The sequence below is a fragment of the Luteimonas changyuni genome (genome assembly GCF_039548395.1).
Classification (GTDB): Bacteria; Pseudomonadota; Gammaproteobacteria; order Xanthomonadales; family Xanthomonadaceae; genus Luteimonas.
In genome coordinates this window covers 1-19,165 of record NZ_JBCLUZ010000007.1, presented here as the reverse complement: position 1 = coordinate 19,165, position 19,165 = coordinate 1, and the positions used below count along the sequence as shown (strand labels likewise).

Genomic DNA, 19,165 nt, shown 5'->3' with positions numbered 1-19,165 from the left:
TCAGTGACCGGCGGCCCTTGAACCAATCCCCCCGGTTGGAGTCAAACTGGTCCCGGCGCAGCCCGCGCCGCAGACCGGCTTTCCATGGAAACGACCAGCGACGAAGGTGTCCGCCTCCACGGCCTTTTCTCCAGCCTCCGCGACGCGCTCGCGGAAGAGATCATCGGCCAGGCGGCCCTTGTCGAACGCCTGCTGATCGCCCTGCTCGCAGACGGCCACCTCCTGGTCGAAGGCGCGCCCGGCCTGGCCAAGACCAGCGCCATCCGCGCGCTTGCCGCGCGCGTAGAAGCCGACTTCGCCCGCGTCCAGTTCACCCCCGACCTGCTGCCGGGGGACCTGACCGGGACCGAGGTCTGGCGCCCGCAGGACGGCCGCTTCGAGTTCCTTCCCGGCCCCGTCTTCCACTCGCTGCTGCTGGCCGACGAGGTCAACCGCGCTCCGGCCAAGGTGCAGTCGGCGCTGCTCGAGGCGATGGGCGAGCGCCAGGTGACCGTAGGTCGACAGACCTATGCGCTGCCGCCGCTGTTCCTGGTGATGGCGACCCAGAACCCGATCGAGCAGGAAGGCACGTTCCCGCTGCCGGAAGCGCAGCTCGACCGTTTCCTGATGCACGTTCGCGTCGGCTATCCGGACGCCGGGGCCGAGACCGCGATTTTGCGCCTGGCGCGCGAGCGCGCGATTGCGATGCTGGAGGCGCCGTCGGTTCCCGCCGAACGCATCTCGCAGGCCGATGTGATGGCCGCGCGCTCCGCCGTGCTGGCGCTGCACATGGCGCCAGCGGTCGAGCGCTACCTGGTCGAGATCGTGTTGGCTTCGCGCGACGCTGCGCGCTACGACGAAGCGCTTGCACCGCGCATCGCCTGGGGTGCCAGCCCGCGCGGCTCGATCGCGCTGGAGCGCTGCGCACGCGCCCACGCCTGGCTTGCGGGGCGTGACTTCGTGACTCCGGACGACGTGCGCGCGGTCGCGCCCGACGTCCTCCGCCACCGCGTGCTGCCCAGCTATGAGGCGACCGCCGAGGGCTGGGACGGCGAGCGCCTGGTGCAGGCCCTGCTGGCGCTGGTGCCGCTGCCGTGATCCACGGCCCCGTGGTCGATGCCGTGCGCGGGCGATTGCGGGCCCGCGTCGGAGCGCCGCCGGAGACTCCAGCACCGGTAGGGAACTCGATACACGAGGGTGATGGCATCGCTCCAACACTTCCCGAGCTGATCGCCCTGCGTGGCCTGGCCCAGGCGCGGGGCGCAGCGCGTCGCGGGGCCGCGGGCCTGCGCGCCCAGGCGCCATCGGTGCTGCGCGGGCGCGGCATGGAATACGCAGAATCGCGCGGCTATGCGATCGGCGACGACGCCCGCCACATCGACTGGCGCCTGACCGCCCGTAGCGGCAAGCCGCACACGAAGCTGTTCCAGGCCGAGCGCGAGCGACTCAGCCTGATCGTGGCCGACACCGCGCCGGCGCTGTACTTCGGCACCCGCGTGCGCTTCAAGTCGGTGCAGGCCGCGCGCGCCGGCGCGATCGCGGCATGGCGCGCGGTGGCCGACGGCGACCGTGTCGCCGCGCTCCGCGGCAGCGATGCTTCACCGCCGGTACCCGCGGCGTCCGGCGCGCGCGGCGCGCTGCGAGTCCTGGACGCCCTGGTGCGCTGGTATGCACGACCGCCCGATGCCGACGCGGGCCTCGATGTCGCCCTCGACCATGCCCGCCGCCTGCTGCGCCCGGGATCGCGGCTGCTGGTGCTGGCCGACCCGGCCAGTGTGGCCGCCATTCCCCCCGAGCGCTGGCCGGCGCTGGCCGCGCACAGCCAGGTCGTGGTGCTGCTGCTGACCGATCCGTTGGAAACTGCACCGCCCGAAGCCCTGCTTGCGTTCGCAGCCGGGGGAGCGGGGCAGGCGTCCGGCCCGCGCATCGACGTGGACCTGGCCGCCGATGCCGAGCGCCGGCGCTGGCAGGAGGCGTTCGCCGGCAGCGTGTCGGCCACGGTCGCGGCCCTGGCCGCGCGCGGCGTCCGCGCGATACCGCTGTCGTCCGACGCGCCAAGCGACGCCTGGCTCGCGGCCACAGGGGCGGGGCGCGGCTGATGGACGACGGGCTGGTCCTGCGCGACATCCACCTGTCGACGGCCCCGCCGTGGTGGCCGCCGGCACCGGGCTGGTGGATGCTGGCCGCAGCGCTGCTGCTCGTGCTGGCCGCGAGCATCGCCTGGCGCTGGTGGCGTGCCCGGCGCCGTCGCCGGCTTCAGGCCCTGTTCGACGCCGAGGTGGACGCCGCGGCAGGACCCGCCGCGTCCGTCGCCGCGATCTCGGCCTTGCTGCGCCGCGCGGCGCGGCTGCGCGACCCCGCGGCGGATCGCCTGGAAGGCCAGGCCTGGCTCGCGTTCCTGGATGCCGGCCGCGAGGCGACGCGCTTTGATGGCGCCCGTGGGACCCTGCTGGTTGAAGGCCCGTTCCGGCGTGACGCGGATGCTGCGGAGGTGGCCGACCTGCGCCACGTCGCACGCGAGCGCTTCGTCGAATGGATGGAGGGCCGCAAATGAGTGCGCTGTCGTCCGCCTGGCCGGCGTTCGCGGGCTTCGCCTGGCCCTGGCTGCTGCTCGCGCTGCCGCTGCCCCTGCTGTTGCGCGCTCTGCTGCCGCCGCTGCGCGACACCGGACCGGCGCTGCGCGTGCCCTGGGCCGCGCGCCTGGCAACGATCGCGGCCCCGTCCGGTCTGCGCAGGAGCACGGCCGGACAGCCGTGGCTGGCCTGGCTCGGCTGGGCGCTGCTGTGCCTGGCCGCGGCCCGCCCGCTGGCGTGGGGCGAGGTCGTGCAGCCGCCGCACAGCGCGCGCGAACTGATGCTTGCCGTTGATCTCTCGGCAAGCATGGGCGAGCGCGACATGCTGGTCGGCAACGAAGTGGTCGATCGGCTTGCCGCGGCCAGGGCGGTGATCGCCGACTTCCTCGACCGGCGCGAGGGCGACCGCGTCGGCCTGCTGGTATTCGGCCGCGGCGCCTACGTGCTGGCGCCGGCCACCGCCGACCTCGGCACCGTGCGCGAACAGCTGCTGGCGACCGAGGTCTCGCTGGCCGGCCGTGAAACCGCCATCGGCGATGCGATCGGGCTCGGGGTCAAGCGCCTGCAGGCACAGCGCGAAGGCGAGCGCGTGCTGGTGCTGCTCACCGATGGCGTCAACACCGCCGGCGCCCTCGATCCGCTGAAGGCCGCTGAAATCGCCCGCGATGAGGGCGTGCGCATCCACACCATCGCCTTCGGCGGCAGCGGGGAACAGCTGTCGGTGTTCGGCTTCCGCCTGCCGTCGGGCGGCAGCGAGATCGACGAGGAGTCGCTGGCCCGGATTGCGGAGATGACCGGTGGCCGCAGCTTCCGCGCCCGCGACACCGAAGCCCTGGCCGGCATCTATGCCGAAATCGACCGCATTGAACCGGTCGAGGCGCCGGGCGAGGCCATGCGCCCCCGCCTCGAGCGCTACCACTGGCCGCTGGCCCTGGCGCTGTTCGCCGGTCTGCTTGCGGCCGCGCTGGCGTGGCAGAGGGGTGGACGATGACGCTGCCGTTCGCCGACCTCCAGTTCCTGCGCCCGGCCTGGCTGCTGGCGCTGCTGCTCCTGCCGCTGCTGGCCTGGGCGTGGAGGCAGCGCGCGCGCCGGCGCAGCGGCTGGCGCACGGCGGTCGATGCACATCTTCTGCCGCACCTGCTCGATGCACGCGGCGGCGGGCGCGACAGCTCGCTGGCCGGCCTCGCCACGCTCGCGGGCCTGGCCGTGATGATCGTCGCCCTCGCCGGACCAGGCTGGCGCGGCGTGCCGCAGCCGCTGCAGGGCGGCGGCAGTGCCCTGGTGATCGTGCTCGACCTGTCCAGCGCGACCCTGGCCAACGACCTCCAGCCTTCGCGCCTGGCGCAGGCCCGCGCCAGGATCGACGCCCTGCTGCACGCGCATGCCGGCGAGGTTGCGCTGGTGGCCTACGCCGACGATGCCTTCGTGGTCTCGCCGGTCACCTCCGATCCCGACAACGTCGCCGTCTTCCTCGATGCCCTGGCACCCGAGGTGATGCCGGTGGATGGCCAGCGACCCGAGCGCGCCATCGACCGCGCGCGCGAACTGCTGGCCCAGGCCGGCCATGCCCGCGGCGACATCCTGCTGCTGGCCCCGGAGGCCGGACGCGCTGCCGTTCGCGCCGCGACCCGCGCCGCGGCCGACGGCTATCGCGTCTCGGTGCTGGCGATGGGCTCCGAAGCCGGTGCCGGCTATCGCGGCCGCGACGGCGAGATCCATCGCAGCGCACTCGACCCCGGGTCCCTGCGCGCGCTGGCCGCGGCAGGAGGAGGCCGCGTCCACGGCTGGGACGAAGCGCCGGGGCAGGTCCTCGCCGCGCTGGGCGGCGAGCGCGGTGCAGGCGCAGGTGCCGGGACCGCCGATGCATCGCGCGGCCTGGTGCGCGAGGACGGCGGCTACTGGCTGCTGCCGCTGGCGATGCTCCTGCTGCTGGCCGCCTTCCGGCGCGGCGGCGTGCTCGCGGTGCTGGCGCTTTGCATGGTGCTGCCGATGCTGCCGATGCAGCCGGCCCTCGCAGCCGGCACCGGGCCGCCTGCGGCCGATGCCTGGCGCCGTGCGGACCAGGCCGCACACGCACGCAGCGTCGAAGCCGAGGCCGCCTATCGCGAAGGCGACTTCGCCGCCGCGGCGCGCGGCTTCGACGACCTGCCGGGCGCCGACGCCGCCTACAACCGCGGCAATGCCCTGGCCCGCGCGGGCCGCTACGAAGAGGCGATCACCGCTTACGACGACGCCCTGCGCGAAGCCCCCGACATGCCCGACGCGGTGGCCAACCGCGCCGCTGTCAAAGCCGTGATGGACCGCGAGCCGCCGAGCGGCGGCGCCGGCGGCGGCGACATGCCTCCCGATGGCGGCAAGGGCGACCGGGGCGCGGGCGACGAGGCCGGTGACCGCGGCGATGACGGACGCGCCCCGCCCGATGACGACGCGGGCAAAGAGCCGGAGGGTGACCAGTCCGCGCCACAGCCGCAGCCGCCCGGGGATGCCGACGCGGACGCCGGACCGCCACCTGCGGCTGACGACGACAGCGACGCCGATGCCCGCGCCCGCCAGCAGGCCGCCGATGACGCCCAGCGCGAAGCCATGCAGCGTGCCCTCGACGCCGGCACCGCGCGCGGTGCCGGCAGCGAAGCGGACGACCAGCACAACGCGTCCGAACGCAGCGAGTCCACCGCAGCCGACGAGCGCGAACAGGCCAACGCCGCCTGGCTGCGCCGCGTGCCCGACGACCCCGGGGCGCTGCTGCGCGCCCGCTTCCGCAACGAACACCTGCGCCGCCGCGCCGGGGAGCGCTGACCGCATGCCCATCCTGTCCAAGGCCTTCCGCCGGCCGCTCACGCTGCTCCTGCTGCTGGCCATGCTCGTCCCCGGCCTCGCCCACGCCGAGGTCCGCGCCTGGCTGGATCGCGACGGCATCGAACTCGGCGAGACCGTCACCCTCAACGTCGAGACCGACGGCGGCGGCCGTCCGGACTACGCGCCGCTCGAGGACGACTTCCGCATCGAACAGCGCAGCAGCCGCCAGTCCTTCGTGCAGCGCGGCGGGCAAACGGTTGCCCGCACGCTGTACGCGGTGGCGCTGCAGCCGCAGCGCGAGGGCAGGATCACGATCCCGGCGCTGCGGGTCGGCAGCGAACGCACCGCGCCCATCGTGCTTACGGTCACCGCCGCGCGCGCGGCGCCGGCCCGCGCACGCGGACCGGCCTACATCGAGGCCGAGGTCGACGACACCGCGCCCTATGTGCAGCAGACCGTGGGGCTGCGCCTGCGGCTGTACTACGCGGCGCAGCTGGTGTCCGGACAGCTGGACCAGCCGGAACCCGATGGCGCGTCCCTGCAGCGCGTCGGCAGCGACCTGCAGTACACGCGGGAGGTCGATGGCCGCCGCTTCCAGGTGGTCGAACGCAACTACCTGCTGGTGCCCGAGCGCAGCGGCCGGATCGAGCTGCCCCCGGCGCGCTTCCGCGGCCGCGGCGTGGGCGGCTGGCTCGACGACCTGTTCGGTGACGGCCAGCGTGCACTGGCCGCCGACGGCCCGGCGATCGTGCTGGACACGAAGCCGATACCCGACGCGGCGGTCCGGCCCTGGCTGCCCCTGCACGGGCTGCAGCTGCGCTGGCTGGAGACGCCCACCGCGGCGCGCGCGGGCGATGCGTTCACGGTCGAACTGGAGCTGGTCGCCGATGGCGCGATCGCCGCCCAGGTCGAGCCGCCGGTGCTCGGCGCCGACCAGGGCGCGCAGGTGTTCCCCGAACCCGCGCAGCACGACGAGACCGTCGAGGACGGCCGGCCACGCGTGCGCATGGTGCGCCGCTTCTCGATCCTGCCCGCGCGCGAGGGTCGCGTCCGCATCGAGGCGCCGCGCCTGCAGTGGTGGGACGTGGACGCCGATCGCGCCCGCGTGGCGACGCTGCCGCCGCTGGAGCTCGACGTCGCGGCATCGGCATCGGGCGGTGCCGCCACCGCCACGTCGCCGCGCGACGGGGGATGGATGCGCGTGCCCGGCGTGCAGGGAGAAGTGCGCACCTGGGCGCTGGCGACGGTGGCGTTCGCGCTGCTGTGGCTCTTGACCCTGGGCTGGGCGCTGGGCCTGCGGCAGCGTGCGGGTGCCAGTGCAAGCGTCCGGGACGGGGCCGGGGAACCGGACGCCGGCGCCACGCCGGGTCGCCGCGCGGGGCCATCGCCCATGCTCCGCAAGGCGCTCGATACCGGCGACCTGGGCGATGTTGCCGACGCCCTGTGCGCGCTGGCCTCGCCGCCCGCCGCCGACCTCGACGCGCTGTCGCGAAGGCTGGCGGCCGGTCCGCAGCGCGACGCGATCGCCGGGCTGCAGTGCGCGCGCTGGGGCCAGGGCGAAGGCACCGCGGCGCAGGCCCGCGCCGCGGTGCGCGAGGCCTTCGCGCGCGGACCCGACTGGGTGGCGCAAGACCCCGGCGCCGATGGACCGCTGCCGCCGCTCTATCCGCGCTGAAATGCCGCGGCGGGGCGCTTTGCTAAGCTCCGCCGTCCACACCGTTCCGGGGAACACCGCATGACCGAGCCGACCGCGCCCAGCCGCCAGCGCATGCCGCTGCACTGGAAGATCGCCATCGGCTTCGTCGCCGGCCTGGTCCTCGGCCTGTTCGTGCACTACGTCGCCGGTGCCGATGCCGCCTGGGTGCAGGGCCTGACGCGCTACGTGACCCAGCCGCTGTCGACCCTGTTCCTCAGCCTGATCTTCATGATGATCGTGCCGCTACTGTTTTCCGCGCTGGTGGTCGGCGTCTCGGAGATGGGCGACGTGAAGTCGCTCGGGCGCATCGGCTGGCGCACCCTGGTCTGCACCGTGCTGTTCTCGGGCATCGCCGTGCTGCTGGGCCTGGTGATGGTGAACGTGTTCAAGCCTGGCGAGGGCGTCGATCCGGTGCTTGCGCAGCAGCTTCTGAGCGAGGGCGCCGAGCGCGCCGCGGCCATCGTCCGCGACAGCGGCGAGCAGCCCTCGGGCATGCAGATGCTGCTCGACATCGTGCCGCAGAACGTGGTCGGCGCGGCGGCCAACAACGCCAACATCCTGGCGCTGATGTTCTTTGCGCTGATGTTCGGCATCGGCGTCGTGATGAGCCCGGATACCGCGCCGATCCGCACGCTGCGCCGCGGCATCGAAGGCATCTTCGAAATATCGATGACCCTGATCGGCCTGATCATCCGCATGGCCCCGGTGGCGGTGTTCTGCTTCATGTTCAACCTCGCGGCGCTGTTCGGCTGGGACCTGCTGCTGCGCCTGGGCGCCTTCGTGCTGGTGGTGGTCGGGGCGCTGTTCCTGCACATGGTGGTGACCTATTCGCTTGCGCTGAAGTTCATCGGCGGCTATTCGCCGCTGAAGTTCTTCAAGGGCGTGCAGGAAGCGATGCTGATGGCGTTTTCCACCGCGTCCAGCAACGCCACGCTGCCGACGGCGCTGAAGGTGGCCGACGAGGAGCTGCACCTGCCGTCGAAGGTCTCGCGCTTCGTGCTGACCATCGGCGCCACCGCCAACCAGAACGGCACCGCGCTGTTCGAGGGCGTGACGGTGATCTTCCTGGCGCAGTTCTTCGGCGTGGACCTGACGCTGGGCCAGCAGTTCATGGTGATGCTGGTCTGCATCCTCGGCGGCATCGGCACCGCCGGCGTGCCCTCGGGCTCGCTGCCGGTGGTGGCGCTGATCTGCGCGATGGTCGGCGTGCCGCCGGAAGGCATCGGCCTGATCCTGGGCGTGAACCACTTCCTGGACATGTGCCGGACCACGGTGAACGTGACCGGCGACCTCGGCATCGCCGCGATCGTGTCGAAGGGCGAGGCGGACGCGCCGCTCGACCTCGCCCCGGACACCCCCGAAGCCACAGCCTGACAGTAGGAGCAGCTATAGCTGCGACCGAACCAATCGGTCGAGCCAATTTTCGTCCGGCGGAGACCTCGGTCGCAGCTATAGCTGCTCCTACCGAGGGGCGCTCCGGGCGGAGCGAGGCGGCGAGGCGGCGAGGGGAGGCGGCAGGCGGCTGCAGTCGCCCGCGGGAGACTCCGCGGGCAGGGGGTGGGACAATGACGGCTTCGCCCGCCGTCCCCAGCCGCCCGAGACCCCATGACCAGCCCCAGCCGCCGCGACCTCGCCAATGCCATCCGCATCCTCGCCATGGACGCCGTCCAGGCGGCCAACTCCGGCCATCCCGGCATGCCCATGGGCATGGCCGACATCGCCGAAGTGCTGTGGAACGACTACCTGAACCACAATCCGGGCAACCCGAAGTGGTTCAACCGCGACCGCTTCGTGCTGTCCAACGGCCATGGCTCGATGCTGCAGTACGCGCTGCTGCACCTGTCCGGCTACGACCTGCCGCTGGAAGAGCTGAAGCACTTCCGCCAGCTCGGCCACCGCACCCCGGGGCATCCGGAAAACTTCGTCACCGGTGGCGTCGAAACCACCACCGGGCCGCTGGGCCAGGGCTTCGCCAACGCCGTCGGCTTCGCGCTGGCCGAGAAGCTGATGGCGCAGCGCTTCAACCGCCCCGAGCACGCGGTGGTCGACCACCGCACCTGGGTGTTCATGGGCGACGGCTGCCTGATGGAAGGCATCAGCCACGAGGCCGCCTCGCTCGCCGGCACCTGGGGCCTGGGCAAGCTGGTGGCGTTCTGGGACGACAACCACATCTCGATCGACGGCGACACCGCGGGCTGGTTCACCGACGACACCCCGGCGCGCTTCGAGGCCTACGGCTGGCGCGTGATCCGCGACGTCGACGGCCACGATGCGGATTCGATCAAGGCCGCGATCGACAAGGCGATGCAGCACGACGACAAGCCCGTACTGGTCTGCTGCCGCACCACCATCGGCTTCGGCTCGCCGGCCAAGGCGGGCAAGGAGTCCTCGCACGGTGCGCCGCTGGGCAAGGACGAGATCGCCGCCACGCGCAAGGCGCTGGGCTGGGAACACGGCGACTTCGAGATCCCGCAGGCGATCCGCGACGGCTGGCGCGCGAACAACGCCGGCACCGTGCGCGAAGAGCAGTGGAACCGGATGTTCGACGGTTACGCGCAGCGCCATCCGGAGCTGGCCGCGGAGCTGACCCGCCGCTCGCACGGCGATCTCCCGGACGGCTTCTCCGCCGCCGCTGACGCGTACATCGCCAAGCTGCAGGCCGAGAGCCCCAAGGTTGCCTCACGCAAGGCCTCGCAGATGGCCATCGAAGCCTTTGCGCCGCTGCTGCCGGAGCTCGTCGGCGGTTCGGCCGACCTTGCCGGCTCGAACCTCACCCTGTGGAGCGGCAGCAAGTCCGTGGCCGGTGACGATCCCGACGCCAACTACATCTATTACGGCGTGCGCGAGTTCGCGATGACCGCGATCTCGAACGGTCTTGCGGTGCACGGCGGCTTCATCCCCTACGACGCCACCTTCCTGGTGTTCAGCGACTACGCCCGCAACGCCGTGCGCATGAGCGCGCTGATGGGCGCGCACGCGATCCACGTCTACACCCACGACTCCATCGGCCTGGGCGAGGACGGCCCGACGCACCAGCCGATCGAACACATGGCGAGCCTGCGCTACATCCCCGGCAACGACGTCTGGCGCCCCTGCGACGCGGTTGAATCCGCGGTGTGCTGGAAGGCCGCCATCGAACGCGGCAACGGCCCCAGCTGCCTGGTGTTCTCGCGCCAGAACCTTGCGCCGCAGGCGCGTGACGCCGCCCAGGTCGCGGCGATCGCGCGCGGTGGCTACGTGCTGAAGGATTCGGTCGGCGCGCCTGAAATCATCCTGATCGCCACCGGTTCGGAAGTCGGCCTTGCGATGGATGCCGCCGCGCAGCTCGGCGACACCGTGCGCGTGGTGTCCATGCCCTCCAGCGACGTCTTCGATCGCCAGGACGCGGCCTGGCGCGAATCGGTGCTGCCGAACGGATGCCGCAAGCGCGTCGCGGTCGAAGCCGGCGTGTCCGACTTCTGGCGCAAGTACGTGGGCCTGGACGGCGCGGTGATCGGCATCGACCGCTTCGGTGCCAGCGCGCCGGCCGAGGTGCTGTTCCCGCACTTCGGCTTCACCGTCGAAGCGGTGGTCGCTGCCGCGCGCGCGCTGTAAGGCGCGCGGGGAGCACGGCGACATGGCACAGCGTGAGTGGGTGGCGCGCGCCATCCATACCATCGAGGCCGACTTCAACCGCTCGGCCGATACCCACCTGATCCCGCTGGCGCTGCCCGGCTATCCGGGGGTCGATGTCTATCTCAAGGACGAGTCCAGCCACCCCACCGGCAGCCTCAAGCACCGGTTGGCGCGCTCGCTGTTCCTGTACGCGCTGGCCAACGGCTGGCTGCGCGAAGGGCGGCCGGTGGTCGAGGCGTCCAGCGGTTCGACCGCGGTCTCGGAAGCGTATTTCGCGCGCCTGCTGGGCCTGCCCTTCATCGCCGTGATCCCGGCGTCGACCTCGCCGGAGAAGATCGCCGCGATCGAGTTCCACGGCGGTCGCTGCCAGCTGGTCGACACCGCCTGCGGCCTGGACGCCGAGTCGCATCGCGTGGCACAGGAGACCGGCGGGCACTTCATGGACCAGTTCACCTACGCCGAGCGCGCCACCGACTGGCGCGCGAACAACAACATCGCCGAGTCGATCTTCCGGCAGATGGCCGAAGAGCCGCACCCGGTGCCGGCGTGGATCGTGTGCAGCCCCGGCACCGGCGGCACCGCCGCCACCCTGGGTCGCTACGCGCGCTATCGCCGCCACGACACCCGCGTGCTGTGCGCGGACCCGCAGGAGTCGGTGTTCCACCGGGCCTACCGCGCGGCGCTGGCCGACGAGCCCTGGCGCGAGTTCACCCATCCCTGCGGCTCGCGGGTGGAAGGCATCGGCCGGCCGCGCGTGGAGGCGAGCTTCATCCCCAGCTGCATCGACGGCATGGTCAAGGTGCCCGACGCGCTGGCGCTGGCCGGAATGCGCCACGTCAGCGCCACGCTGGGCCGGCGCGTGGGCGGCTCCACCGGCACCAACTTCGTCGGCGTGCTGCACGCGGCGCGGCGCATGCGCGAGGAAGGCCGCGACGGTTCGATCGTCACCATCCTCTGCGACGCCGGCGACCGCTACGCCCACAGCTACTACGCGCCGGCCTGGTACGCGACAAACGGCATCGACACGGAGGACTCCGACGCCGCGATCGCCGCCGCTGTCGCGGGTGGTGGCATCGAAGGCCTGGATCCCCTCGGCGAAGCCTGACCGGTATCGGCTCGCCCAGGCCCGACCCGCAGCGCTCCACGAAGCCGCACCTGTAGGAGCAGCTATAGCTGCGACCCCTCCGCCGCGCCACCGTCGAAAACCCGTCGCGACGGTCCGCCCCGGGCACTTGACATCACGAACATTTACGTCTGTAATCGATCTCAAGGTTTACAGGTGTAATCGATATGTCGATCAGCGATGCCGAAGCCGTGGTGATGGAAGTCCTCTGGAGCGCGCACCCGCTCGCCGCCGAAGACGTGGTGGCGCGCCTGTCCGGGCAAAGCGACTGGGCCGAGCCGACCATCAAGACCCTGCTCAACCGCCTGCTGAAGAAGGGCGCGGTGCGAGCCGAGCGCGACGGCCGGCGCTACCTGTACTCGCCGGTGCTGGGTCGGGAGGCCTGGGTCGCGCAGCAAAGCGAGGGCGTGCTCGACCGCCTGTTTGGAGGCCGCGTGGCACCGCTGGTGGCGCACTTCAGCGAGCGCGGCAAGCTCAGCGCCGATGACATCGCCGAACTGCGGCGACTGGTCGAGGAGCTCGACGATGAGCGCTGACACGCTGTTGCGCTGGCTCGTGGATGGAAGCCTGGCCGCCACGGCCGCCGCCCTGCTGGTGCTTGCGCTGCGGCACCCCCTTCGCCGCGCGTTCGGCGTCCGCGTGGCCTATGGCGCATGGGCACTGGTGCCGCTGTCGCTGGTCGCGGCCTTCCTGCCGCGGCCCGGGGTCGGCCAGGGACTGGTCCCGGAGCTGGTCGCACTGCACCCGGGCGTGCTGGTGGTCGCCCCGGCGGATGGGTCGGCGGCCATGGCCGCGGGCCATGGAATCGACTGGTCATTGCTGCTCGCCGCCGCCTGGCTCTCCGGCGCGGCGTTGGCGGCGTGGCGGGTGGCGCGCCAGCAGCGGCGCTTCGTGGCCGGGCTGGGTCCGCTGGAGCGCGATGCGGCAGGTCATTGGCGCGGCGAGCACGTGCATGGCCCCGCGGTCGTGGGCGCGCTGTGCCCACGCATCGTGCTGCCCATCGATTTCGAGGCCCGCCACGCGGCGGACGAGGCTGCGCTGGTCATCGCCCACGAACGCGCCCATCTCGCGCGCGGCGATACCCGCGCCAACCTGGCGGCCGTGGCGCTGCGTTGCCTGCAGTGGTTCAACCCGCTCATGCACCTGGCCGAGCGGAGCTTCCGCCTCGACCAGGAGCTGGCCTGCGACGCCACCGTGCTCGCGCGCCATCCCCACGCCCGCCGCCGCTACGCGGACGCGATGTTGAACGTGCAGCTGGCCGTCCCTGGACTGCCGGTCGGTTGCCATTGGCAGTCCGCCCAATCCCTGAAGGAGCGAATCCTCATGTTGAAGCGACCACAACCCGGCTCCGGCCGTCGACGGACCGGCCTCGTGGCCCTCGGCCTCGTCCTGTCGGCGTGCAGTTATGCGGCCTGGGCCGTACGCCCGGCGGCGGCCCCCGACGCCCCGCCGCCACCGCCGCAGCCCGCCATCGCGCAGGCACCCGCACCGCCGGTCGCGCCGCCAGCGCCGCCAGCGCCCCCGGCGGCCTCCCGGCCCGCCGATGCACCATCGCCGCCAGCGCCCCCGGCGCCGGCCCGGCCCGCCGCTGCATCGCCGCCTCCGCCGCCTCCACCGCCTGCAGCCCCGGCCATGCCGCCGCCGCGCTACCCGGCCGATGCCGTCGCGGCGGGGCAAGGCGGTCGCGTGGTGCTGAAACTGCTGGTCGACACCGGGGGCCGCGTCAAGGATGTCGTGGTGGAGCAGTCGGAGCCGGCGGGCGTGTTCGATGCCGCCACCGTGGAAGCCGCCAGGACGTGGGTGCTGCAGCCGGCGCTCGAAGACGGCAAGCCCGTGGAGGGCTGGGTGCGTGTCCCGGTCGATTTCGAAGCGCCGGACCCCGTCCCCGGGCCCATGGACGATTAGGTCGGCTGGATGCAGATGGACGTGGGGCGCTGGGGCGCGCGTCAGTCAAGCCGGTGCACGGCCTCGGCCAGCCGGCGCACTTCTTCGGGATGGTGGCTGACGTAGAGCATCGGCAGCCGCACCTCGTCACGGACCCGCTGCAGGTACGGGATCAGCTCCTCGCGGCGCGCCTGGTCGAGCGCGGACAGCGGCTCGTCGAACAGCAGGATCGCCGGCTGCGACAGCAGGGCGCGGCCGATGGCCACGCGCTGCGCCTCGCCGCCGGAGAGGTTGGACGTGCGCCGCGCCAGCAGGGCGCCGATGCCGAGCAGGGCGACCACGGCATCGAGTTCGAAGCGCGGCGTGCCGTCGGCCTGCGCGTGGCGGCCGTAAAGCAGGTTGCCGCGCACGTCGAGGTGCGGGAACAGGCGCGCATCCTGGAACACGTAGCCGACGCGGCGTCGATGCACGGGCAGGTCGATCCGGCGCGCGCTGTCGAACAGCACCCGGCCGTCGACCTCGATGCGCCCGGCGCGTGGCTTCACCAGCCCCGCGATGGCGTTGAGCACCGTGGTCTTGCCGGCACCGGACGGGCCTGTGAGCGCGACCACGCGCGCGCTGTCCTCGATCCGCAGGTGGCGCTGGAAGCGGCCGCGGCGCAGTTCGATGTCGAGGCTCAGCATGCTGCAGCCCCTCCCGGCCGTGCCCGGCTCATGCCTCGTCTCCATCGCCGCGGCGGCCGTGCTGCCGCCGCACCAGCCACTCCGAGGCCAGCAGCGCCAGCAGCGAAATCGCCACTGCGACAATGGCCATCCGCCAGATTCCCAGCTCGCCGCCGGGGACCTGCATCAGCTCGTAGATCGCCGAAGAGATGGTCTGCGTCTCGCCGGGAATGTTGGACACGAAGGTGATCGTGGCGCCGAACTCGCCCAGCGCCTTGGCAAACGCCAGCACGCCGCCGGCGACGATGCCCGGCCAGGCCAGCGGCAGGGTGATGGTGGCGAAGACGCGCCAGGGGCTGGCGCCGAGGGTGGCGGCGGCATGCTCCAGGCGGCGGTCGACCGACTCGATCGACAGCCGGATCGCGCGCACCATCAGCGGGAAGCCCATGATCGCGCTGGCCAGCGCCGCGCCGGTCCAGCGGAACGCGAACGTGATCCCGAAGTGCTCGGCCAGGAAGGCGCCGACCGCACCCTGGCTGCCGAACACCACCAGCAGGGCATAGCCGACCACCACCGGCGGCAGCACCAGCGGCAGGTGCACCAGCGCGTCGAGCAGCGCCTTGCCGGGGAAGCGCCGCCGTGCCAGCAGCCAGGCCAGCGCGATCCCGGCTGGCAGGCTGGCCAGCGCGGCGACACAGGCCACCTTCAGGCTGAGTGCGATCGCTGCGAGTTCGGCGGGGCTGACGTCGGGCATTGCGTGGTCGGCGTTTCGGCTTGGCGCTTCAGCGCAGGCTGAAGCCGTGGCGGGCGAAGATCGCGCGCGCTTCGGCGTCCTGCAGCCAGCGCACGAAGCTGGCTGCGTGCGGATGCCGGCTCGCGGTCACGCGCGCCGCCGGGTAGACGATCTCCGGATGCGACCAGGGCGGGAACGTGGCCAGCACGCGCACCCGCGGTTCGGCCTGTGCGTCGCTGGCGTAGACCACGCCCAGCGGCGCCTCGCCCCGTGCCACCAGCATCAGCGCCGCGCGCACGTTCTCGACGCCGGCCACGCGTGGCTCAAGCGCCTCCCACATGCCCAGGGATTCGAAGCCGGCCCTGGCGTACTTGCCGGCCGGCACGCTGTCGACCATGCCCAGCGCGATGCGCCCGCGTTCGCCCAGCAGCGGACGCAGGTCCAGGCCCTGCTGCAGCTTGACCGCGGCTGGACCGGATGCCGCGGGCGCCACCAGCACCAGGCTGTTGCCGAGCAGCTCGCTGCGGGTCCCGGCGTCGACCAGGCCCTTGCCCTGCAGCTCGTCCATCCATTCGAGGTCGGCGGAGACGAAGACGTCCGCCGGCGCGCCCTGCGCGACCTGCCGCGCGAGCGCGGAGCTGGCGGCGTAGGACACCCGCACCTGCTGCCCGGTGGCAGCGGCGTACGCGTCAGCGGCTTCGTCCATCGACTCCTTGAGGCTGGCCGCGGCGAACACGGTCAGCGGCCCGTCGGCCGCGTGCGCGGAGGCTGCAGCGCACAGTGCGGCAGCGGCGGCGAGCCCGCAAAGGGCGATCATGGCGCGTCGGGACATCAACATCGTCGGGGATCCAAAGGGTGTCCAGCGGGACGTCGAGATAGCGGATGCCGTTACCCCTGCGGTTCGGGCAGGGCACCGGCGCTGCCGGTGCCGGCATGGTGGAACGGGTGGACGACGGTCGCGGCGGTCACGGGACGTTCTTGGGCCGCGCCAGGGCGTAGTTGAGCATCATCGCCAGGCGATAGCCGGCTTCGCGCAGCCGGCGTTCGGCCAGCGGCAGCTGCGCGTCGAGGAAGGCCTCGTCGATCACGTGCGTGCCCTCGGCCGGATAGAGATCGCCGGACTCCACCAGGCGGCAGGATTCAAGCGCCCATTCCAGGGTTGGGCGGTCGGAGGCCAGGGTCGGGTCGTCGGGCAGGGGCTGCAGCAGCAGTTCGGTGGCGTAGGCCTCCGCCCCCAGCGCGCGGCGCTCGATGATGGTGCCGTCCCAGATGCGGTGCATGTTGCTGCCTTCACCGTCCAGGTTCACCTGGTAGTCGTTGCCGCCCTTGTCGTCGCGCATGCTGGCGTGCATCGGCTGGTGCAGGTCGCCGATGAGGTGCACGACCCACTTCAGCGCAGCGGTGCGCGAGGCGTCGTCCTTGTCGCGGTTGGCCAGGACGCCGAACATCAGGTTGGCCTGGGTAACCACGCAGTTGTTGCCCGGACAGTCCTTCGGCGGCTCGAAACCGCAGCGGCCATCGAAGTTGATGTAGTGCCACTTGGCCGTGCGTTTGGCGACTACGGGGTCGGTGTCGCGCAGTTCGTCGGCCCAGGTGGAGATGCCGGCCAGGGTCGGGTCGGGCTCGGCGGCGAGCAGGCGGTCGACCTCGGCGCGGGCCGCGGGCGTGAGGCCGGCCTCGGCGATGCGGGCGACGATGCGGTGGCCTTCGGCGCTCCAGGCCAGGGCGTCGCCGGCGAACAGGGTGCCGGCAAGCGCGAGGAGGGAGAGGTATCGATGCATTCGGGGGGCTCGGTTCGGGTGCATGCGGCGATTCTAGCCGCATGCACCCGCCGAGCCCGCCGGGGCGGATCAGAAGCGCATGACGTAGGCGGCGCCGTAGACCAGCGGGTCGATCTTCGCGCTGCCGAGCTTCGCGCCGTCGAGCTTGACGTCGCTGTCGATGTCCATCCAGCGCACGTCGACGCGGATCGCGCCCTTTTCGCCGAGCTTGAAGTCGACGCCGGCGTGCAGCGCCAGGCCGAAGGAGTCGTCAAGCTCGAGCTTCGAACCCGCAAGCGCGCCGCGGGCGTCTTCGCTGAAAAAGGTGGTGTAGTTCAGGCCCACGCCCAGCAGCGGCGAGATCGTGCCCTGGCCGTTGAAGTGGTACTGCAGGCTGACGGTCGGCGGCAGGTGCTTGGTGCTGCCCACGCGGCCGAGGCCGTCGATGCTGATGTCGTGCTGGAACGGCAGTGCGGCCAGCACTTCCAGGCCCAGGTTGTCGCGCACGAAGTACTCGACGGCGATGGTCGGGCGCGTGCTGGAGCCGATGTCCAGCGGCAGGGTGCCGGCGGCAAGCTTGCCGTTGTCGGAATCCGGGTTGACCTGGTGCGCGCCGACGGCGACGGTCCAGTCGCCGGCGGACTGTGCGAAGGCGGCCGGGGCGGCGAGGGTGCCGGCGACGGCAAGGGCGAGCAGCGGAAGGGAGAGGGAGCGGATGTGGCGGGCCATCGAGGCACCTGTTCTCTGTGGAGGATGCCGCCATGGTCCGCTGTCCCATACGGCGCCGCATTGATCGTGGTCAAGTCCGGGGCCGGACCCGTCCGGGCCTGCTAAAATAGGCGTTCTGCGTGTTCCACCCATCCCTGCCGCGGCGCACGGCACTACGGAGTCAGCATTCCATGGCGATCAAGGTAGGCATCAACGGTTTCGGCCGCATCGGGCGCAACGTCCTGCGTTCGGCGGTGGAGAATTTCGGCAGCGACATCGAGATCGTGGCCATCAACGACCTGCTTGAGCCGGACTACCTGGCCTACATGCTGAAGTACGATTCCGTGCACGGTCGCTTCGACGGCGAAGTGTCGGTCGACGGCGACACCCTGGTGGTCAACGGCAAGCGCATCCGCCTGACCCAGGAGCGCGACCCGGCCAACCTCAAGTGGAACGAAGTTGGCGCCGAGGTGGTGATCGAGTCCACCGGCCTGTTCCTCGACAAGGCGAGCGCGCAGAAGCACCTGGATGCGGGCGCGAAGAAGGTGATCCTGTCGGCGCCGTCGAAGGACGACACGCCGATGTTCGTCTACGGCGTGAACCACGAAAAATATGCCGGCGAGGCCATCGTCTCCAACGCCTCGTGCACCACCAACTGCCTGGCGCCGCTGGCCAAGGTGCTGCACGACAAGTGGGGCATCAAGCGCGGCCTGATGACGACCGTGCACGCCGCCACCGCCAGCCAGAAGGTGGTCGACGGCCCGTCCAACAAGGACTGGCGCGGCGGCCGCGGCATCCTCGAGAACATCATTCCGTCGAGCACCGGCGCGGCCAAGGCCGTGGGCAAGGTGATCCCGGAGCTCAACGGCAAGCTGACCGGCATGTCGTTCCGCATCCCGACCTCGGATGTCTCGGTGGTCGACCTGACCGTCGAGCTCGAGAAGGGCGCGAGCTACGAAGAGATCAAGGCCGAGATGAAGGCGCAGTCGGAAGGCGCGCTGAAGGGCATCCTCGGCTACACCGAGGACAAGGTGGTGGCCACCGATTTCCGCGGCGACACCCGCACCTCGATCTTCGACGCCGAAGCCGGCATCCAGCTCGACGATACCTTCGTCAAGCTGGTGGCCTGGTACGACAACGAGTGGGGCTATTCCACCAAGTGCCTGGAGCTGGCCCGCGTGGTGGCGGCGAAGTAAGCGCGCGACGCCAAGGCAATATTCGAAGCCCCGCCCAGTGCGGGGCTTCTTTTTGGTTCTCCCCCCGATTGGGGGCTATTCGGTTGGTTGCGCCGCATCCCGACCCTGTGGGAGCTGCCATAGCCGCGATCGCCGCATCCCGCCCCTGTAGGAGCGGCTATAGCCGCGATCGGCGCATCCGGACCCTGTGGGAGCGGCTATAGCCGCGATCGGCGACAGCGCCTGGACTGTCGTTGTTGCGACGGCATTTCTCCGTTGTAGTCCGCGCTGCCCGTCCCGTGCACAGGGGGTGTGCTGCGCCGGCCGTCTCCGCGTCCTGCTCCCAGCGGCCGGGCGCCGGCCATCCATGGCCGGCTCTCCGCACACCCCCTGTGCACGGGACGGGCCGTGGCGTTTTCCTGCTTCGGGACGGAGATCAAGAGCGGGCGTGCGCTCGCGAT

17 protein-coding genes are annotated in these 19,165 nt (G+C 71.8%); 12 read left to right on the top strand and 5 right to left on the bottom strand.

Annotated features, from left to right (window positions below; all coding sequences use genetic code 11):
* Window positions 1-84 precede the first annotated feature (84 nt).
* The 11 genes from WCD84_RS04730 (at window position 85) to WCD84_RS04680 (ending at window position 13,687) form a co-directional block, all read left to right on the top strand.
* On the top strand, window positions 85-1,077 hold the full coding sequence (locus WCD84_RS04730) for an AAA family ATPase (RefSeq protein ID WP_343280592.1): 993 nt from the start codon (window positions 85-87) through the stop codon (window positions 1,075-1,077).
* 35 nt (window positions 1,078-1,112) lie between these two features.
* Window positions 1,113-2,078: a DUF58 domain-containing protein gene (locus WCD84_RS04725; RefSeq protein ID WP_449280063.1), complete on the top strand. Its 966-nt coding sequence runs from the start codon at window positions 1,113-1,115 to the stop codon at window positions 2,076-2,078.
* Window positions 2,078-2,533: a DUF4381 family protein gene (locus WCD84_RS04720; RefSeq protein WP_343280591.1), complete on the top strand. Its 456-nt coding sequence runs from the start codon at window positions 2,078-2,080 to the stop codon at window positions 2,531-2,533. Before WCD84_RS04725 ends, WCD84_RS04720 begins: the two co-directional genes overlap by 1 nt.
* Window positions 2,530-3,543, top strand: coding sequence for a vWA domain-containing protein (locus WCD84_RS04715; protein ID WP_343254698.1), 1,014 nt, complete (start codon window positions 2,530-2,532; stop codon window positions 3,541-3,543). The genes WCD84_RS04720 and WCD84_RS04715 overlap by 4 nt, the downstream gene beginning before the upstream one ends.
* A complete protein-coding gene (locus tag WCD84_RS04710) occupies window positions 3,540-5,348 on the top strand; it encodes a VWA domain-containing protein (protein ID WP_343280590.1) in 1,809 nt (602 codons plus the stop codon). Before WCD84_RS04715 ends, WCD84_RS04710 begins: the two co-directional genes overlap by 4 nt.
* A 4-nt stretch (window positions 5,349-5,352) precedes the next feature.
* Window positions 5,353-7,023 carry a BatD family protein gene (locus WCD84_RS04705; protein ID WP_343280589.1) on the top strand — a complete coding sequence of 557 codons (1,671 nt, stop codon included), beginning with the start codon at window positions 5,353-5,355 and terminating at the stop codon, window positions 7,021-7,023.
* A 60-nt stretch (window positions 7,024-7,083) separates the two neighbouring features.
* Complete coding sequence (locus tag WCD84_RS04700; RefSeq protein ID WP_343254695.1) at window positions 7,084-8,418, top strand: dicarboxylate/amino acid:cation symporter; 1,335 nt, start codon at window positions 7,084-7,086, stop codon at window positions 8,416-8,418.
* A gap of 231 nt (window positions 8,419-8,649) precedes the next feature.
* Window positions 8,650-10,638, top strand: coding sequence for a transketolase (gene tkt, locus WCD84_RS04695; protein WP_343254694.1), 1,989 nt, complete (start codon window positions 8,650-8,652; stop codon window positions 10,636-10,638).
* Window positions 10,639-10,660: 22 nt separating this feature from the next.
* The gene (locus tag WCD84_RS04690; RefSeq protein ID WP_343280588.1) at window positions 10,661-11,764 is read left to right on the top strand and encodes a PLP-dependent cysteine synthase family protein; all 1,104 of its coding nucleotides are present in this window, start codon (window positions 10,661-10,663) and stop codon (window positions 11,762-11,764) included.
* Window positions 11,765-11,949: 185 nt separating this feature from the next.
* Window positions 11,950-12,318 (top strand): BlaI/MecI/CopY family transcriptional regulator, encoded by a 369-nt coding sequence (locus WCD84_RS04685; protein WP_343280587.1) that lies wholly within the window; start codon window positions 11,950-11,952, stop codon window positions 12,316-12,318.
* Window positions 12,308-13,687 (top strand): TonB family protein, encoded by a 1,380-nt coding sequence (locus tag WCD84_RS04680; RefSeq protein WP_343280586.1) that lies wholly within the window; start codon window positions 12,308-12,310, stop codon window positions 13,685-13,687. Before WCD84_RS04685 ends, WCD84_RS04680 begins: the two co-directional genes overlap by 11 nt.
* A gap of 41 nt (window positions 13,688-13,728) precedes the next feature.
* Here WCD84_RS04680 and modC read toward each other — a convergent pair whose 3' ends face one another.
* The 5 genes from modC to WCD84_RS04655 all read right to left on the bottom strand — a co-directional run bounded on the left by modC (window position 13,729) and on the right by WCD84_RS04655 (window position 17,550).
* Window positions 13,729-14,349 (bottom strand): molybdenum ABC transporter ATP-binding protein, encoded by a 621-nt coding sequence (gene modC, locus WCD84_RS04675; protein WP_343280585.1) that lies wholly within the window; start codon window positions 14,347-14,349, stop codon window positions 13,729-13,731.
* 28 nt (window positions 14,350-14,377) lie between these two features.
* Window positions 14,378-15,082, bottom strand: coding sequence for a molybdate ABC transporter permease subunit (gene modB / locus WCD84_RS04670; protein ID WP_343280584.1), 705 nt, complete (start codon window positions 15,080-15,082; stop codon window positions 14,378-14,380).
* Window positions 15,083-15,110: 28 nt separating this feature from the next.
* A complete protein-coding gene (modA, locus tag WCD84_RS04665) occupies window positions 15,111-15,893 on the bottom strand; it encodes a molybdate ABC transporter substrate-binding protein (RefSeq protein WP_449280062.1) in 783 nt (260 codons plus the stop codon).
* A 133-nt stretch (window positions 15,894-16,026) separates the two neighbouring features.
* The gene (locus WCD84_RS04660; protein ID WP_343280583.1) at window positions 16,027-16,842 is read right to left on the bottom strand and encodes a S1/P1 nuclease; all 816 of its coding nucleotides are present in this window, start codon (window positions 16,840-16,842) and stop codon (window positions 16,027-16,029) included.
* Window positions 16,843-16,911: 69 nt separating this feature from the next.
* Window positions 16,912-17,550 carry an OmpW/AlkL family protein gene (locus tag WCD84_RS04655; protein ID WP_343280582.1) on the bottom strand — a complete coding sequence of 213 codons (639 nt, stop codon included), beginning with the start codon at window positions 17,548-17,550 and terminating at the stop codon, window positions 16,912-16,914.
* Between the two features lie 170 nt (window positions 17,551-17,720).
* Between WCD84_RS04655 and gap the strand changes: the two genes are divergently transcribed.
* Window positions 17,721-18,725 (top strand): type I glyceraldehyde-3-phosphate dehydrogenase, encoded by a 1,005-nt coding sequence (gene gap / locus WCD84_RS04650; RefSeq protein ID WP_343254686.1) that lies wholly within the window; start codon window positions 17,721-17,723, stop codon window positions 18,723-18,725.
* The last annotated feature ends 440 nt before the right edge of the window (window positions 18,726-19,165 follow it).

What these genes read in the sequence shown, in the direction of transcription:
- WCD84_RS04690 (WP_343280588.1), top strand. Translation starts at nt 10,661, where the DNA reads ATGGCACAGCGTGAGTGGGTGGCGCGCGCCATCCATACCATCGAGGCC.
- WCD84_RS04730 (WP_343280592.1), top strand. Translation starts at nt 85, where the DNA reads ATGGAAACGACCAGCGACGAAGGTGTCCGCCTCCACGGCCTTTTCTCC.
- WCD84_RS04660 (WP_343280583.1), bottom strand. Translation starts at nt 16,842, where the DNA reads ATGCATCGATACCTCTCCCTCCTCGCGCTTGCCGGCACCCTGTTCGCC.
- modA (WP_449280062.1), bottom strand. Translation starts at nt 15,893, where the DNA reads ATGTCCCGACGCGCCATGATCGCCCTTTGCGGGCTCGCCGCCGCTGCC.
- WCD84_RS04680 (WP_343280586.1), top strand. Translation starts at nt 12,308, where the DNA reads ATGAGCGCTGACACGCTGTTGCGCTGGCTCGTGGATGGAAGCCTGGCC.
- modB (WP_343280584.1), bottom strand. Translation starts at nt 15,082, where the DNA reads ATGCCCGACGTCAGCCCCGCCGAACTCGCAGCGATCGCACTCAGCCTG.
- WCD84_RS04705 (WP_343280589.1), top strand. Translation starts at nt 5,353, where the DNA reads ATGCCCATCCTGTCCAAGGCCTTCCGCCGGCCGCTCACGCTGCTCCTG.
- WCD84_RS04655 (WP_343280582.1), bottom strand. Translation starts at nt 17,550, where the DNA reads ATGGCCCGCCACATCCGCTCCCTCTCCCTTCCGCTGCTCGCCCTTGCC.
- WCD84_RS04710 (WP_343280590.1), top strand. Translation starts at nt 3,540, where the DNA reads ATGACGCTGCCGTTCGCCGACCTCCAGTTCCTGCGCCCGGCCTGGCTG.
- modC (WP_343280585.1), bottom strand. Translation starts at nt 14,349, where the DNA reads ATGCTGAGCCTCGACATCGAACTGCGCCGCGGCCGCTTCCAGCGCCAC.
- WCD84_RS04715 (WP_343254698.1), top strand. Translation starts at nt 2,530, where the DNA reads ATGAGTGCGCTGTCGTCCGCCTGGCCGGCGTTCGCGGGCTTCGCCTGG.
- WCD84_RS04685 (WP_343280587.1), top strand. Translation starts at nt 11,950, where the DNA reads ATGTCGATCAGCGATGCCGAAGCCGTGGTGATGGAAGTCCTCTGGAGC.
- WCD84_RS04700 (WP_343254695.1), top strand. Translation starts at nt 7,084, where the DNA reads ATGACCGAGCCGACCGCGCCCAGCCGCCAGCGCATGCCGCTGCACTGG.
- WCD84_RS04720 (WP_343280591.1), top strand. Translation starts at nt 2,078, where the DNA reads ATGGACGACGGGCTGGTCCTGCGCGACATCCACCTGTCGACGGCCCCG.
- gap (WP_343254686.1), top strand. Translation starts at nt 17,721, where the DNA reads ATGGCGATCAAGGTAGGCATCAACGGTTTCGGCCGCATCGGGCGCAAC.
- tkt (WP_343254694.1), top strand. Translation starts at nt 8,650, where the DNA reads ATGACCAGCCCCAGCCGCCGCGACCTCGCCAATGCCATCCGCATCCTC.